General features: G+C 66.2%; 16 protein-coding genes and 2 pseudogenes. 9 read left to right on the forward strand and 9 right to left on the reverse strand.

Annotated features, from left to right (window positions below):
* Positions 1–108: 108 nt before the first annotated feature.
* Positions 109–309 carry a hypothetical protein gene (locus WA944_RS05550; RefSeq protein ID WP_526646516.1) on the reverse strand — a complete coding sequence of 67 codons (201 nt, stop codon included), beginning with the start codon at positions 307–309 and terminating at the stop codon, positions 109–111.
* A 615-nt stretch (positions 310–924) separates the two neighbouring features.
* A complete protein-coding gene (locus tag WA944_RS05555; protein WP_526646518.1) occupies positions 925–1221 on the reverse strand; it encodes a transposase in 297 nt (98 codons plus the stop codon).
* A 246-nt stretch (positions 1222–1467) separates the two neighbouring features.
* On the opposite strand from WA944_RS05555, the pseudogene WA944_RS05560 reads away from it, so the two are divergent.
* A pseudogene (locus WA944_RS05560) lies at positions 1468–1610 on the forward strand (IS256 family transposase); the annotation flags it as partial.
* 61 nt (positions 1611–1671) lie between these two features.
* Here the strand turns inward: WA944_RS05560 and WA944_RS05565 are convergent.
* Positions 1672–2970, reverse strand: a complete 1299-nt coding sequence (locus WA944_RS05565) for a cytochrome P450 (protein ID WP_526609421.1) — start codon at positions 2968–2970, stop codon at positions 1672–1674.
* Between the two features lie 262 nt (positions 2971–3232).
* Here WA944_RS05565 and WA944_RS05570 point away from each other — a divergent pair, with 262 nt between their 5' ends.
* Positions 3233–3796 (forward strand): TetR/AcrR family transcriptional regulator, encoded by a 564-nt coding sequence (locus WA944_RS05570; protein ID WP_526609422.1) that lies wholly within the window; start codon positions 3233–3235, stop codon positions 3794–3796.
* Between the two features lie 178 nt (positions 3797–3974).
* On the opposite strand, the gene WA944_RS05575 is transcribed toward WA944_RS05570, so the two are convergent.
* Genes WA944_RS05575 through WA944_RS05585 form a run of 3 tightly spaced genes read right to left on the reverse strand, consistent with a single transcriptional unit; the run spans position 3975 to position 5787 of the window.
* Complete coding sequence (locus WA944_RS05575) at positions 3975–4325, reverse strand: hypothetical protein (RefSeq protein ID WP_526609444.1); 351 nt, start codon at positions 4323–4325, stop codon at positions 3975–3977.
* A gap of 40 nt (positions 4326–4365) precedes the next feature.
* Positions 4366–4836 (reverse strand): transposase, encoded by a 471-nt coding sequence (locus tag WA944_RS05580; RefSeq protein WP_526609424.1) that lies wholly within the window; start codon positions 4834–4836, stop codon positions 4366–4368.
* A 54-nt stretch (positions 4837–4890) separates the two neighbouring features.
* Positions 4891–5787 (reverse strand): enoyl-CoA hydratase/isomerase family protein, encoded by an 897-nt coding sequence (locus WA944_RS05585; protein WP_526609426.1) that lies wholly within the window; start codon positions 5785–5787, stop codon positions 4891–4893.
* Positions 5788–5865: 78 nt separating this feature from the next.
* Between WA944_RS05585 and WA944_RS05590 the strand changes: the two genes are divergently transcribed.
* Together WA944_RS05590 and WA944_RS05595 are read left to right on the forward strand one after the other, a co-directional pair.
* Positions 5866–6033 carry a hypothetical protein gene (locus WA944_RS05590; protein WP_526609428.1) on the forward strand — a complete coding sequence of 56 codons (168 nt, stop codon included), beginning with the start codon at positions 5866–5868 and terminating at the stop codon, positions 6031–6033.
* Positions 6033–7520: an alpha,alpha-trehalose-phosphate synthase (UDP-forming) gene (locus WA944_RS05595; RefSeq protein WP_526609430.1), complete on the forward strand. Its 1488-nt coding sequence runs from the start codon at positions 6033–6035 to the stop codon at positions 7518–7520. Before WA944_RS05590 ends, WA944_RS05595 begins: the two co-directional genes overlap by 1 nt.
* On the opposite strand, the pseudogene WA944_RS05600 reads toward WA944_RS05595, so the two are convergent.
* The 3 genes and pseudogenes from WA944_RS05600 to WA944_RS05610 all read right to left on the reverse strand — a co-directional run.
* Positions 7507–7820: pseudogene (locus WA944_RS05600) on the reverse strand (mammalian cell entry protein); the annotation flags it as partial. The gene WA944_RS05595 and the pseudogene WA944_RS05600 sit on opposite strands and share 14 nt — an antisense overlap.
* Positions 7821–7834: 14 nt before the next feature.
* Positions 7835–8761 (reverse strand): 3-oxoacyl-ACP reductase, encoded by a 927-nt coding sequence (locus WA944_RS05605; RefSeq protein ID WP_526609432.1) that lies wholly within the window; start codon positions 8759–8761, stop codon positions 7835–7837.
* A 13-nt stretch (positions 8762–8774) separates the two neighbouring features.
* On the reverse strand, positions 8775–8966 hold the full coding sequence (locus tag WA944_RS05610; protein ID WP_526609434.1) for a ferredoxin: 192 nt from the start codon (positions 8964–8966) through the stop codon (positions 8775–8777).
* Between the two features lie 138 nt (positions 8967–9104).
* Here WA944_RS05610 and WA944_RS05615 point away from each other — a divergent pair, with 138 nt between their 5' ends.
* The 5 genes from WA944_RS05615 to WA944_RS05635 all read left to right on the forward strand — a co-directional run.
* A complete protein-coding gene (locus WA944_RS05615) occupies positions 9105–10283 on the forward strand; it encodes an acyl-CoA dehydrogenase family protein (protein ID WP_526372712.1) in 1179 nt (392 codons plus the stop codon).
* A 19-nt stretch (positions 10284–10302) separates the two neighbouring features.
* Positions 10303–11406 (forward strand): acyl-CoA dehydrogenase family protein, encoded by a 1104-nt coding sequence (locus WA944_RS05620; RefSeq protein WP_526372711.1) that lies wholly within the window; start codon positions 10303–10305, stop codon positions 11404–11406.
* Positions 11407–11420: 14 nt separating this feature from the next.
* Positions 11421–12950 (forward strand): long-chain-fatty-acid--CoA ligase FadD17, encoded by a 1530-nt coding sequence (fadD17, locus tag WA944_RS05625; protein ID WP_526372710.1) that lies wholly within the window; start codon positions 11421–11423, stop codon positions 12948–12950.
* Positions 12947–14620 carry a steroid-22-oyl-CoA synthetase gene (casI, locus tag WA944_RS05630; RefSeq protein WP_526646520.1) on the forward strand — a complete coding sequence of 558 codons (1674 nt, stop codon included), beginning with the start codon at positions 12947–12949 and terminating at the stop codon, positions 14618–14620. Before fadD17 ends, casI begins: the two co-directional genes overlap by 4 nt.
* On the forward strand, positions 14617–14899 hold a 283-nt coding region (locus WA944_RS05635; protein WP_526646522.1), incomplete at its 3' end, for an FAD-dependent oxidoreductase. The genes casI and WA944_RS05635, both read left to right, overlap by 4 nt.

The raw sequence follows: 14899 nt of genomic DNA on the forward strand, positions 1-14899 counted from the left end.
GTGAAACCGGAGAGCTCTTCGACCCAACACCGTCACCGCGCGCATCACGGCGTCAGCGTGAACACCAAACCGCGCCAATCATCCTCACCGACAACGCCGCCATCATGCTCATGTTGAACGCCGGTCAACAACTCCGAGAGTGCGGACCCCGCCGCTTGCCTTCGGGATCTCCACCGCCCGCACGGGCGGCGGAAAGTACGTCCCCGACGACATCCGATTCCACACCTTGTAAAGGTTGTTTATCAGGTCGGCCTCGAACTCCTCGATCGACACCTGATCGACCCCAGCCGCACCCTTATTCACCTTCACCCTGCAATACGCCTCATGCACAGCCCATTTCGAAATGTCGTATGGCTTGCCCGACGACCTTGATTGACTCATCCAGCTCCTCCCGACCCACGCCGGTTGACTGCTTCACCAACCCGAATGGTCCGGCCCCTTTGCTCCACGCCCATTACAGGCGCTTCCTCGCTACTACGAGCCGGTCCGCCGGCAGACCCCGCATCGGTACTCAGCGCCTCACAGTTTCTGCTGCTTGACGCGCTCCCTCTCGCCACCACCGGGCAGCAGTATCGGGGCGTGCCTTCCCACGTTCCGTGCGAACGCCGCAGATCAGGCTCACGTCGCCTCCATGCCGGACACCGCCTGGCCAGAAGCTCGGACACCCGCCAGACTCATCCCAGAACCAAAAAGACGCCCCGGTTTCGATGTCCCTTGTTTCAATAACGACACGTCAGCAGCGATTCACTTGCATTCGTCTTCCTGATCCCCATCTGACGCCTCAACTGACGCCTTTTCCTCATCGCTCACCACGACGGTCTCCAACCAACGCAGCATGAGGTGATTTGAAGCCTCCCCCGAACGGGCGACTCCGAAGGGCCACAACCTTCATCATTCGCACAGCACCACGTTCAGCGACACGACCTACCTCATTGCCACCTCCTGTGCTCGTGGCACACCTTTTTTCAAAAAAGCCCTGTCCAAACGTAATTCGGCATTCTCCTTGCGCAGACGTTGCAGCTCTGCGCGTTCATCGTCATTGAGCACCTCAGGATTATCGGCTGCCAAACGCGCTTTGGCCGCCGCGACCCACCGGCCGAGCAATTGTTCTCCAACGCCGATCTCCGCGGCGACGTGCGCGATCGGGCGTCCGGTATCGACGACCAGACGCACGGCCTGCTCGCGATACTCCGGGGTGTACTTCTTGCGGTTTCCCGACACGGGAACATCCTCCCCGCAGGACCAGCAGTCCCGCGATCAGATGTCCACCTCCAGGGGTCAACCCCACTTCCCTGATCTCGTTCACACTGACCTCCCGAAAAGCCATGCCCGCCGCCTCCGCGACTTGGACCGTCACGGCGATCAAACGAACAAATGGAAAAGACCACCGACGCAACGCGCCGGTGGTCCGGTCCCATCACCCTGGCAAAATCAGCTCACACTGGTCCCATCCTCCGAGCAGGCCGCGCGCTCAAGTGCCTCTACCTCGTCACCAGATCGCTGGACCCCACCGGCGTTGGCAGGGCACGATGGATGATGCGGTGGAAGCCAGCGCTCAAGGCGTCCCCGATCACCATCGGCGACCCCGATTCTCGGCAGCCGAAACCTAGTCATGAAAACGCCGGAAACACCGTTAGCGAGATCGTCCCGATTTTCCATCCGGCAGAGACATCAGGCAGGTGTCAGTCGAATCGGCAGGTGGGTGGGTCCGCGAAGTGAGCTGTTGGTTGACCAAGTGACCGAACCGGCCGCTGTGATGGCCGAGGCTTGGGAGGTGAGTTCGCGAAGCACGGCCTGGCCCTCCATGCGAGTGAGGGTTGCTCCGATGCACATGTGAGCGCCGTAACCGAAGGCGATGTGGTTTCGGGGGTTTCGGTCAGCCCGGTAGGCGTCGGGGTCCTCGAAGACATCAGGATCGCGGTTGGCCGCGCCGAATGCCAGCAAGAGCCGAGACCCGCTGGGTATAGTGACCTCACCGACTCTGTAATCGGCGCGAGTGTAGCGGTACAGGTTTTGGATAGGTGTCGAGTACCGCAACTGTTCCTCAACGGCGCTAGGGATCAGGTCAGAATCGTCTCGGATCATGGCGAACTGATCGGGGGAGTGGGCGAGTGTGTCGAACATTCCGCCGATGAGGTTGGTGGTGGTTTCGTTCCCAGCGAACAACAGTAGCATCGCGATAAAAAACAGCTCGTCGTCGGAGAGCTTGCCGTCCTCGTTGTTATCGACGAGCCTCCCCAGGACGGTATCCGACCCTTTGAGTTTGCCCGAGGCCAACTGATCCTTGAAGTACCGGCGCAGTGCCGCGATCGCCCGAACTCCCCTGAACCCGTGCCGCAGCCCGACTGAGGTGACGCCAGCATTGATTACGCCGACACCGTCTTCGGACCATGATCTGAAGTTGTCGACATCTTCGGGCGGAATCCCGATGATATGCGCGATCATTCGGATGGGCAAAGGCTCGGCGAGGCGCTCCATCACGTCGCAACCGGGATTGGCGACTACGTCGGCGACGAGCTCTTTGGCGAGTTGGTCTGCCATCCCCTGCCAGTCGCTCATGGCTCCCTTGGTGAATCCAGGCTGTACCTGTTTGCGCAGCCGGGTGTGGTCATCGCCGTCGGTGAGCACCAGGATCGGTGCCGAGATCTTCATTCGGGTGACACCCTGGCTACTTGTGACGGCCTCGGTGTCGCGTAAGGCTGCTCGGATGTCTTCGTGTCGGCTCAGAATAAAGGTCGCACGCTTGGGGTTGTAGTGCACTCGCCCTCCGGCGTGCAGCGCGCGATAGGCATCGAAAGGCTGCGCCGCGGTCGCTGGATCGAGCGGATCGTAATCGGTGTTGACCGCGCCGGTCCATCCCGCATAGCCACGGCGCCGGACCCGCACGGCCGCAGCAATATTCATTCCGATAGCCCCCACCACCGGTGCCCCCAGCTGCCGCACCGCGCTATCGGAGCGCAATCTACTCATCGGTCGTCCCCGCTAAGCTCGCCGGAGGGTTGGTGCTTAGCCGCGCTGCGCAGTACGTCATGGAATCAAGGCTGACCAACGACGCTCCACCGCGTCAATGGTGGGGCAGAAGTTGCGAGGATATCGTCTGCCGCTGACCGGCCGAAATTCTCACGATAAGGCTGTGAAGTGCTAATATCTCCTCACGTGAGACTGCAAAGATTTTCAGATAGAGAATCTCGTGCCAAGCTGACCAGAGTTCGAGCATCGGAAGGTCTTCGAGGTGACAAGCAACGACTGGCTGCTCAAACAGCCCAGAGCGGCCGCAGCAAGCGAAAGGATTCTCGACGCGGCCGCGATTTTGATCGGACGCCGAGGCTTCGATGATTTCTCCATCCACGAACTCGCCGCGTCGGTCCACTGTTCGCCGGCGACGATTTACCGTCACGCGGGTGGGAAAACCGCGATTTGCGAAGCGGTCATCGTGAGGCTGTCGTCGCGCATCGTGACCGCCGTAGACGACGCAATCCGCGATTTGACAGGACATGAGCGGATCGTCGTCGCCGTCAGCACGGGCCTTCACCACCTCCGCACGGAACATGTTATCCAACAACTCATCCGGTCATCGGATCCGAAAACCCGGCGATGGATCGAGACTTCCCCGATCGTCACGGGCATCGCGGCAAGCCTGATCGGCTCAGATCGTCACGACGAGGCCGCCGCCCAGTGGTTCGTGCGCGCGGTGCTAGCGCTGTGGCACTGGCCGGCAAGCGATCCTGGCACAGAACGTGAGATCGTGGAGCGGTTCCTCGGGCCAGTATTAAGCGGGCAGAAAGCGTGCCACTGAGCCCTGCAACGCCGCCGCCCGCGTCTCTGCTCTTCTTTGCTACCCCGATCTCATTGTTGAGCTGCTCCAGCGAGACCTGGACATCTGACAGGCGAGTTGATCCGTGGCATTCCCCCGAGGTGGCGTCCAAATTGCGGTATAGATCGGCGGGCGCAGGTTCTCGCTTCGGTGGGTGCTGTTACGCGGTGGCGCGGACAGCTTCGGTGTGGTGTGTGGCGGGCTCGGAGGTGTGCTGGGGTCGCAGTTGCTGGGGCGGGTGCAGCAGGCTGCGGCGGAGGTCTTGAAGCTGGCGCAGTCCGGCGGGGGCCATGGTCAGTCCGCGCCGGCCGCGCGATGCACGGTCGAGCACGGCCCCGACGATTCTGCTGCAGCTGGTCTCACCGGGAAATCGGCCGATAACCTTTGCGCGGCGACGGGTTTTCGTCGAAGGTGCGCTCGATGAAGTTCGAATGCCGGCTGCAGTGATGATGCTCGTCGGAAACCGCAGATAAGCGGTCAGGCCCTCGCGGTCGGTTGCCAGGATCTTCATCACCGCCGGTAGACGGCGGCGTAACGGCCGGCGAACGCGGTCAGGCGGGCATCGACTGACTCCACCAGGCGCGAGCCGGGTTCGGTGTTGAGGTCCTCGGTGTCAAAGTAGGCCCAGTAGCCGTCGCGGATCTCTGCTTGCATCCCGTAGGGATCTTGGCCAAGACGGTGCGTACCCGGTGGATGAGGCATCGTTGCCGCGGGGCTTGCGGGAAGATCTGCTCGATCGCGGCGATCAAGCCGCGGTCGCCATCGGAGACGACCGGCAGCGGACACGGCAAGCCGCGGTCGCGCAGATCGGTCAGGAAATCAGCCCAGGCGTCGGTCGACTCCCCGGTGCCGGGGGACAGGGCCACGAAGACGGGCTTGCCATCGGTGGCGATCCCCCAGGCGGCCAGGACCGGTTCGGCTGGCGAGGCCGGATGCATCCGGAGGACGCGGCGGGCGCCGGCCGTGTTCGCGCTGCCACCACCGGTGACCAGGAACGTTCGATCCTTCAACGAGAGCAGCATGGGGGATCCATCCGACCGGAAGCCTGTCTAACAAGAACAGGTTCTAGTTATACGTCACGGTTCATCGCGGCGGGACAGCTTCGGCGCCCCCAACGTGCGCCACTCCGGCACATCGGGCGGGAGCCCGACCGGATAACGGTTCTCGTTGTGCGCCGCCCAGTGGGCGTGCCCGAGCTCATGGATGTGGAAGGCGTGCCGCAGCGCCTCGGGAAAGCCCATCGCATCGCTGGCCGCGTTCACCGAGTCCTTGATCAGCAACGCCGCCATCGTCGGCCGCTCGGCGATACGGCGGGCGAACTCGAGGGTCTTGTCCTCCAACTCGGCACGGGGGAACACCTTCGACACCATCCCCAGCCGATGCGCCTCCTCCGCGTCGATGGCATCGCCGGTCAGCAGCAGCTCCTTGGCTTTGCGGGGGCCGAACTCCCACGGGTGGGCGTAGTACTCGACGCCCGGCATCCCCATCCGCACCCCGACGACGTCGCTGAACTTGGCATCGTCGGCGGCGACGATCAGGTCGCAGGCCCAGATCAGCATCAGGCCCGCCGAGATCGCGTTGCCCTGCACCTGGGCGATGGTGATCTTGCGCAGGTCCCGCCACCTGCGGGTGTTGTCGAAGAAGTAGTGCCACTCCTGCAGATAGGTGCGTTCGGCCACCGCAGCCCTGGTGGCACCGTTGAACTGGAAGGTCGGGTGCTGGCCGGGACCGGGTGCCCGTTCGGCCAGCGCCTCCTCCGAGCCCAGGTCGTGGCCGGCCGAGAAGTTCTTACCCCGCGCGGCCAGGATCACCACCCGCACGTCGTCGTCGGCCTCCGCGCGGCCGAACGCCTCGTCCAGCTGCACCAGCAGCGTCCGCGACTGCGCGTTCTGGGCATCGGGCCGGTTCAACCAGATACGAGCGATGCGGCCCTCGTCGACGGTTTCGTATGTCACCTGTTCAGGGTTCGCCACATCAAGCACACTACGGTTGACGTGCGGACAAGTGACCGAGTGGTCGGTATGGGGCCGACAGTTGGCTAGAGTTGACCCATGCCTGCAAAATCTGATCCCGCCGAGCTCGGCGACGTCGAACCGCTTGCCGACAGCACCGAACGGCAGGCCCGCCGCGTCGTCGCCGCATACGCCACCGACGCCGACGAATGCCGGGTCTTCCTGTCGATGCTCGGCATCGGACCTGCGAAGCTTGCCGACGCGTAATGAGTCCCGAGAGCGGCCCTGAGGCCCGCTCCGGCTCTGCTCCGCCTACTGCCTCGGCGGACTTCGTCGTGGTGGCCAACAGGTTGCCGATCGACATGGTGCAGCTGCCCGACGGCACCACGGAGTGGAAACAGAGTCCCGGCGGCCTGGTGACCGCGCTGGAACCGCTGCTGCGGCGGCGCCGCGGCGCGTGGATCGGCTGGCCCGGGGTTCCCCAGGGGCCCGGTGAATCTGACGACGAGCCGATCGTTCAGGACGATCTCACGCTGGTCCCGGTGCGTCTGAGCGCCGAGGACGTCGCGGAGTACTACGAGGGCTTCTCCAACGGCACGCTGTGGCCGCTCTACCACGATGTGATCGTCAAACCGATCTACCACCGGCAGTGGTGGGAGCGCTACGTCGAGGTCAACCGGCGCTTCGCCGAGGCCACCGCCCGCACGGCCGCCCAGGGTGCCACCGTGTGGATTCAGGACTACCAGCTGCAACTGGTCCCGAAGATGCTGCGGATGCTGCGCCCCGATCTGACCATCGGGTTCTTCCTGCACATCCCGTTCCCCCCGGTCGAGCTGTTCATGCAGATGCCGTGGCGTTCGGAGATCGTCGACGGCCTGCTCGGCGCCGACCTGGTCGGGTTCCACCTGCCCGGCGGAGCGCAGAACTTCATGATCCTGGCACGTCGGCTCGCCGGCGCGAACACCTCACGCGCATCCGTCGGGATCCGTGCCCGCTTCGGCGAGGTCCACGTCGGATTCCGGACCGTCAAAGTCGGCGCCTTCCCCATCTCGATCGACTCCACCGACCTCGACCAGAAGGCCCGCAGCAAGGCGATCCGGCAGCGAGCCCGCGAGATCCGCGCCGAACTGGGCAACCCGCGCAAGATCCTGCTCGGAGTCGACCGGCTGGATTACACCAAGGGCATCGACGTCCGGCTGCAGGCTTTCTCCGAACTCCTCGAAGAGGGCCGGGTCAACCGCGAGGACACGGTGCTCGTCCAGCTCGCCACCCCCAGCCGTGAGCGGGTGGAGAGCTACAAGGTGATGCGCGAGGACATCGAGCGCCAGGTCGGGCACATCAACGGTGAGTACGGCGAGGTGGGCCATCCGGTCCTGCACTACCTGCACCGGCCCGTCCCGCGCGAGGATCTGCTCGCGTTCTTCGTCGCCGCCGACGTCATGCTCGTCACCCCGTTGCGCGACGGTATGAACCTGGTGGCCAAGGAGTACGTCGCGTGCCGCAGCGACCTCGGCGGCGCCCTGGTGCTCAGCGAGTTCACCGGCGCCGCGGCCGAGTTGCGCCAGGCCTACCTGACCAACCCGCACCACCCGCAGGGCATCAAGGACTCGATCGAGGCGGCACTCAACCAAACCCCCGAAGAGGGCAGGCGCCGGATGCGGGCCCTGCGCCGACAGGTCCTCGCCCACGACGTCGACCGCTGGGCACGGTCGTTCCTTGAGGCGCTGGCCGGAGCCCCGCCTAAATCGGAGTGATGTAGTTGATCAGCCACTTGCCGTCGACCTTCTCGTAGTCGACACGCAGCCGACTGCCGTCGTAGATCGGTTGGCGATCCTTGTCGGTCACGGTGCGGTTCATGTAAACCATCACCGACGCTGACCCCTGCTGGGCGTCGAGAACCCCGACGCCGACGACGTTGGCCTGGCTGACGAGCTGACGGTCCCGCGCCTGCGGGATGATGTCCTGGTCTACCGCGCGCCGGTCGCCTCGCGGTAGACCGGCGTGAGCAGCTGGTGGACGTGGTTGAGGTTGCGCTCGACGTTCCGGCAGTCGTATACAACCGAGACTGTCAGCCTCGATCACCCAGTCCCATCGCGGCCGAGAAGCTGCGCTCCGGGTCCCTGCCAGCAAAGTAGCTCTGCAAGGTGTCGGACAGGTCCGCCGGATCCCATGCGTCACTGGAGGCACTGAACTGCGCTTCCGCCGTGGGCGCGGCCACGAGTGTCACCGTCGGACCATAAACGATGAACAGCTGACCATTGACCCCTTCGGCGGCCGGTGACGCCAGGAACCGGACCAGGTTCACGACGTGGTCGGGCGACAACGGATCCACCGCGCCCTCCGGCAGTTCGGGGGCGTCACCGAACACGCCGGCGGTCATCGCGGTACGCGCACGCGGAGCGATGACATTGGCGCGCACCCCGAAACGGCCGAGCGCCCGGGCAGCCGACAGCGTCAGTGCGGTGATGCCCGCCTTGGCGGCGCCGTAGTTGGGCTGGCCGACCGGCCCCGAGAGCCCGGCCTCCGAGGAGGTGTTGATGATCCGGCCGTAGACCTGCCCATCGCCGGCTTTGGCTTTCGACCGCCAGTAGGTCGCCGCATTGCGGGTCAACAGAAAGTGCCCGCGCAGATGGACCGCGATGACCGCGTCCCACTCCTCGTCGGTCATGTTGAACAGGATCCGGTCGCGGGTGATCCCCGCGTTGTTGACGACGATGTTCAGGCCGCCGAGCCCGTCGGCCGTCTCGACCAGCTCGTCGGCGGTGCTGCGCTCGCTGATGTCGCCGGCCACCGCGACACCCTTGGTGCCCGCTGCCGCGATCTCGTCGAGAACATCGGATTGGTCCAACGCCGCCGCGATGTCGTTGACGACGACGGCGGCGCCGGCGCGAGCCAGACCGATGGCCTCGGCACGGCCCAGCCCGGCGGCGGCACCGGTCACCACGGCTGTTCTGCCGGACAGATCGATCTGGTTCGGGGAGTCTGAATGAGTCAAAGTACGAATACCTCTAGTCGTGGCGGATCAGGGCGGCGCGGGGACACTCGGCGATGGCCTGCTCGGCCACCGCCTCCTCGCCGGCGGGGACCGGGTCGGCCTTCACCACCGCGTAGTCCTCGTCGTCGAGGCCGAACAGGTCCGGGGCAATGCCCACGCACACCGCATTGCCCTCGCAACGGTCACGATCCACTTCCACTCGCATGACAACCTCCTGCCCGTAGTGTGACACCACCCTAGACCCCTAGACTAGAACGTGTTACAACCGCAGAAGGCATGAGGTATGCCCGGGCCCCGGGATGGCACTGCATTTCAAGACTGACAGAGAAGTGAGGACGGCGCGATGCGAATCGGCTACACCCCCGAGCAGGAGGACCTGCGCCGCGAACTGCGCGCGTACTTCACGAAGCTCATGACACCCGAGCGGGCCGAGGCGCTGGCATCCAACGACGGCGAGATGGGGCGCGGCAACGTCTACCGCGAGACCGTTGCGCAGATGGGCAAGGACGGTTGGCTGACGCTGTCCTGGCCCGAGGAGTTCGGCGGGCAGGCCCGCCCACCGATGGACGGGCTGATCTTCAACGACGAGGCCTCGATCGCCAACGTCCCGGTGCCTTTCCTGACCATCAACAGCGTGGCACCGACGATCATGCACTTCGGCAGCGACGAACAGAAGAAGTTCTTCCTTCCCAGGATCGCCAAGGGCGAGTTGCACTTCTCCATCGGCTACTCGGAGCCCGGCGCAGGCACCGACCTCGCGGCCCTGCGCACCACCGCGGTGCGCGACGGCGACGACTACGTCATCAACGGCCAGAAGATGTGGACCAGCCTGATCGCCTACGCCGACTATGTCTGGCTGGCGGTGCGCACCAACCAGGAGGCCAAGAAGCACCGCGGCATCTCGATGCTGATCGTGCCGACCACGGCCGACGGCTTCTCCTGGACGCCGGTACACACGATGTCGGGTGTCGACACAAGCGCCACCTACTACCAGGACGTCCGGGTTCCGACCTCGGCCCGGGTGGGCGACGAGAACGCGGGCTGGAAGCTGGTCACCAACCAGCTCAATCACGAACGGGTGGCACTGGTGTCGGCCCAGCCGATCTTCTCGGCGCTCGACGGGGTCCGCGAGTGGGCACAGAACACCAAGGACGCCCACGGCAGGCGCCACATCGACTCGCAGTGGGTCCAGCTCAACCTGGCCCGCGTGCACGCCAAGGCCGAGGTGCTCAAGCTGATCAACTGGGAGCTCGCGTCCAGCGACGCCGCACCGTCCCCGGCGGACGCCTCGGCGGCGAAGGTGTACGGCACCGAGTTGGCCACCGAGGCCTATCGGCTGCTGATGGAGGTGCTGGGCACCGCGGCGACGCTGCGCACCGATTCGCCCGGCGCGCTGTTGCGCGGCCGCGTGGAACGTATGCACCGGTCCTGCCTGATCCTCACCTTCGGCGGCGGCACCAACGAGATCCAGCGGGACATCATCGGCATGGTCGCTCTCGGCCTGCCCCGGGTCAATCGCTAACGGCACTAGGAGATTTCGCATGGACTTTTCGAAACCAGAAGCGGTAGAGGATCTCTCCGGGCTGGTCCGCACCATCACCGAGGCGGTGTGCACGCCTGAACATCAGCGTGAGCTCGACGGCGCCGAACACCGCTTCGACACAGCGCTGTGGTCCAAGCTCGTCGACGCCGATGTGCTGTCGGCCGCATCCCCGGAATCGTTGGGCGGTGGAGGATTCGGCGTACTGGAGCAGGCGGCCGTGCTCGAGGCCCTCGGCAGGCAACTCGCCGCGGTGCCGTACCTGGAGTCGGTCGTCGTGGCCGCGGGCGCACTGGCGACCTTCGGTTCCGACGAGCTGCAGCAGCAGTGGGCGGTGCCCGCCGTCACCGGTCAGAAGATCCTCACCGTGGCGCTGGCCGGCGAGATGGGCGACGGCCCGGTCCGTACTCAGGCCCGCGAGGGCGGCTACCGCTTAACCGGCACCCGCACCCTGGTGCCCTACGGACCGGTGGCAGACGCGTTCCTGGTTCCCGCCGAGACCGACTCGGGGACGCTGGTCTTCGTGATCGCCGCGGACGATCCTGGCGTCACCGCCACGTCGTTGAGCACCACCGGACACGGCTGCGTCGGGCATCTCGAACTGCGTGACGTCGAGGTCGACGAGCAGCGCGCCGTCGGGTCCGACGGCGCGGCGGTGGTCGGCTGGCTGGAAACCCGTCAGCTGCTGGGTCTGTCGGCCTTCCAGTTGGGCGTGCTGGACTGGGCGCTCGAGCTCACCGCGCTGTACGCGCGCGAACGCGAACAGTTCGACAGGCCGATCGGCAGCTTCCAGGCGGTGTCCTCGCGCCTGGCCGACGGCTACATCGACATCAAAGGCCTGCGGTTGACGCTGACCCAGGCGGCGTGGCGGTTGTCCGAGGACCTGCCCGCCGACATCGATGTCCGCTCCGCGGCGTTCTGGGCGGCCGAGGCCGGCCACCGGGTTGCCCACACGACGGTCCACGTCCACGGAGGCGTGGGCATCGACACCGACCATCCGGTGCACCGGTACTTCCTGGCCGCCAAGCAGTCCGAGTTCGCAGTGGGCGGCGCGACCGGTGCCCTGCTGGCGATCGGTCGCGAACTGGCCGACACACCGGCCTGATCCGCCTCTGTCCGGTGGCCACCTCCCTCGCACCGACCGTCCCGGATCTGTTGGGGCCGCTGGCCGAGGTCGACGATCGTGGGGTGTTCTCGGTCGACGGCGACGGCGCCGAGGAGTCGTCGGTGTCGTTTGTCAGCTGGCGCAACCACATCCGAGATGCCGCCGCGCTGGCCGGCGTGCTGCGCACCCGGCTGGACCCCGCCCAGCCGCCGCACGTCGGCGTGCTGCTGGGCAACACCCCGTTCTTCTGCACGGTGCTGGTGGCCGCCGCGCTGTCCGGGATCGTGCCGGTCGGGCTGAACCCGACGCGTCGGGGCGCGGCGCTGCAGCGCGACATCGACCACGCCGACTGTCAGCTCGTGCTGACCGACGAGCCAGTCGACGCCGTCACCGCTGTCGACGTCGAATCACAGGATTTCGCCGAAGAGCTCGGTTCGTTCGAGGGCACTCCGGTCGACTTCCGTTCCGCCGATCCCGACGACCTGTTCATGTTGATCTTCACCTCCGGCACCAGTGGCGATCCGAAGGCCGTGCGCTGTACCCACGAGAAGGTGGCGTTCCCCGGCGCCATGCTCTCGCAGCGGTTCGGGCTCGGTCCCGCCGACACGTGTTATCTGTCGATGCCGCTGTTCCACTCCAACGCGATCATGGCGGGGTGGGCGCCGGCCGTGGCTGCGGGGGCGTCGATCGCATTGCGTCGCAAGTTCTCCGCATCGCTATTCATTCCCGACGTCAGGCGCTTCGGCGCGACGTACGCCAACTATGTCGGCAAACCGCTGTCGTACATCCTGGCCACCCCCGAGCGTCCCGACGATGCCGAGAACCCGCTGAAAGTGGCCTACGGCAACGAGGGTGCGCCGCGGGACCTGACCGGGTTCGCGCGGCGGTTCGGGGTGCAGGTCGTCGACGGCTTCGGGTCCAGCGAGGGCGGGGTCTCCATCGCCCGCACCCCCGACACCCCTGACGGTGCCCTGGGTCCGCTGGTCGGCGGGGTGACGATCGTCGACGTCGACACCGGCGCCGAGTGTGCACCCGGGGTCATCGGTGAGCTGGTGAACACCGAAGGACCCGGCCAGTTCCGGGGCTACTACAAGGATCCCGCCGCCGAGGCCGAACGGATGCGCGGCGGGGTGTATCACAGCGGTGACCTGGCCTACCGCGACACGCGCGGGTTCGCCTACTTCGCGGGGCGGCTGGGCGATTGGATGCGCGTCGACGGCGAGAACCTCGGCACCGCGCCGATCGAGCGGATCCTGTCGCGCTACCCCGGCGTCACCGAGGCCGCGGTGTACCCGATCCCCGATCCCGCGGTGGGTGATCAGGTGATGGCTGCCCTGGTGTTGCCCGATGACGTGCACTTCGATCCCGGCGAGTTCACCCGGTTCCTGTGCCGGCAGGACGATCTCGGCCCCAAGCAGTGGCCCGCGTTCGTACGGCTCGGGACCACGCTGCCCCGCACCGAGACCTTCAAGGTCGTCAAAAGACAACTCAGTACAGAAGGCACCGAATGCCCGGACCCCGTCTACCGCATCAAGCGGCCGTGACGTCCGCCCGCCGTGACGACGTGGCCACGATGCTGCTCGACCGACTCGGCGACCCGCACCCGGGTCTGAGAACCCGGGATCGCGACTGGAGCTGGGACGAGGCGGTCTGGGAATCGGCGGCGCGTGCCGGCCTGGCTCTCGAGCTGCGCGAGCAGAACTTCGGTGCCGCACCGTTTCACATCGGTGTGCTGCTCGACAACGTCCCCGACTTCGTGTTCTGGCTCGGGGCGGCCTCACTGGCGGGCGCGACCGTCGTCGGGCTCAATCCCACCCGCGGCGCCGGCGAGCTGGCCGCCGACATCCGGCACGCGGACTGCCAGGTGATCGTCACCGACGCACCCGGCATGGACCGGCTACGGGAGCTCGACCACGGACTGGCCCCATCCCGGTTCCTGCTCGTCGACGATCCCGGGTACCCGCAACGCCTCGAACAGCACCGGAATCCACCCTCGGTCGCGGCGGGCGTCGACGGGCGGTCATTGCTGCTGCTGCTGTTCACTTCGGGCACCACCGGCGTGTCCAAGGCCGTGAAGTGCAGCCAGGGCCGGCTGGCTCGGATCGGCTACGCCGCGACCGACAAGTACGGCCACCACCGCGGTGACGTCGACTACTGCTGCATGCCCCTGTTCCACGGCAACGCGATCATGGCGCTGTGGGCGCCGGCACTGGCCAACGGCGCGACCGTGTGCCTGACACCGAAGTTCAGCGCCGCCGGATTCCTGCCCGACGTCCGGTTCTTCGGTGCGACGTTCTTCACCTACGTCGGAAAGGCACTGGCCTACCTGTTGGCGACGCCGCAGCGGGCGGACGACGCCGACAACACGTTGGTGCGGGGGTTCGGCACCGAGGCCTCACCGGAGGACCAGGACGAGTTCCGCCGCCGGTTCGCCGCCGAACTCTTCGAGGGATACGGTTCCAGCGAGGGCGGCGCAGTGGCCGCACCCGACCCCGCCGCACCCGCCGGGGCGCTCGGCCGACCGGCGCACCCCGCGGTCGTCATCGTCGACCCGGACTCGTTGAACCGTTGTCCGGCAGCGATTCTCGATGTCCACGGCAAGGTACTCAACCCCGACGAGGCCATCGGCGAGATCGTCGACCAGCGCGGCGCGCGGGATTTCGAGGGCTACTACCGCAACGACGCCGCGGATGCCGAACGGGTCCGGAACGGCTGGTACTGGTCCGGCGATCTCGGGTACGTCGACGATGCCGGGTTCCTGTACTTCGCCGGCCGGCGCGGTGACTGGATCCGGGTGGACGGCGAGAACATCTCCGCACTCAACATCGAACGCGTCATCCGGCGTCATCCCGACGTGATCACCGCTGGGGTCTACGGCGTACCCGACCCCCGCTCGGGTGATCAGGTGATGGCTGCCGTCGAGGTCGCCGATCCCGAGACGTTCGACGTCGACGGCTTCACGGCGTTCCTGGCTGCCCAGCATGATCTGGGAGCCAAGGGAACCCCACGGTTCATCCGGCTGTCGGGCAACTTGCCCGCCACCGGCTCCAACAAGGTGCTCAAACGGGATCTGCAGGCGCAACGCTGGCACACCGAAGAGCCCGTGTACCGCTGGGCGGGCCGGGGCCGTCCGCTCTACAGCCGGATGACCGACGCCGACCGGCGGGCCCTGGATGCGGAATTCGGCACGCACGGAAGGAAAGTCCATGCATGAATGAATGGGACGAGACGACCGATGTGCTGGTCGCCGGGTCCGGCGCGGGCGGGGTCACCGGCGCGTACACCGCCGCGCGGGAGGGTCTCGACGTCATCCTGATCGAGGCCACCGACAAGTTCGGCGGTACCACCGCGTACTCGGGCGGGGGTGGGATGTGGTTTCCCTGCAACCCGGTTCTGCTGCGCGCGGGTACCGACGACAGCATCGACGACGCACTCGAGTACTACACCGCGGTGGTCGGTGACCGCACGCCGAAAGCGCTGCAGGAGACCTACG

This window comes from Mycobacterium sp., assembly GCF_049683355.1.
Lineage (GTDB): Bacteria > Actinomycetota > Actinomycetes > Mycobacteriales > Mycobacteriaceae > Mycobacterium.

Excerpts from the sequence above, each read along its gene's own strand:
- WA944_RS05615 (WP_526372712.1), top strand. The coding sequence starts at position 9,105 with ATGCGAATCGGCTACACCCCCGAGCAGGAGGACCTGCGCCGCGAACTG.
- WA944_RS05580 (WP_526609424.1), bottom strand. The coding sequence starts at position 4,836 with ATGCTGCTCTCGTTGAAGGATCGAACGTTCCTGGTCACCGGTGGTGGC.
- WA944_RS05575 (WP_526609444.1), bottom strand. The coding sequence starts at position 4,325 with ATGAAGATCCTGGCAACCGACCGCGAGGGCCTGACCGCTTATCTGCGG.
- WA944_RS05595 (WP_526609430.1), top strand. The coding sequence starts at position 6,033 with ATGAGTCCCGAGAGCGGCCCTGAGGCCCGCTCCGGCTCTGCTCCGCCT.
- WA944_RS05610 (WP_526609434.1), bottom strand. The coding sequence starts at position 8,966 with ATGCGAGTGGAAGTGGATCGTGACCGTTGCGAGGGCAATGCGGTGTGC.
- WA944_RS05620 (WP_526372711.1), top strand. The coding sequence starts at position 10,303 with ATGGACTTTTCGAAACCAGAAGCGGTAGAGGATCTCTCCGGGCTGGTC.
- WA944_RS05590 (WP_526609428.1), top strand. The coding sequence starts at position 5,866 with ATGCCTGCAAAATCTGATCCCGCCGAGCTCGGCGACGTCGAACCGCTT.
- WA944_RS05565 (WP_526609421.1), bottom strand. The coding sequence starts at position 2,970 with ATGAGTAGATTGCGCTCCGATAGCGCGGTGCGGCAGCTGGGGGCACCG.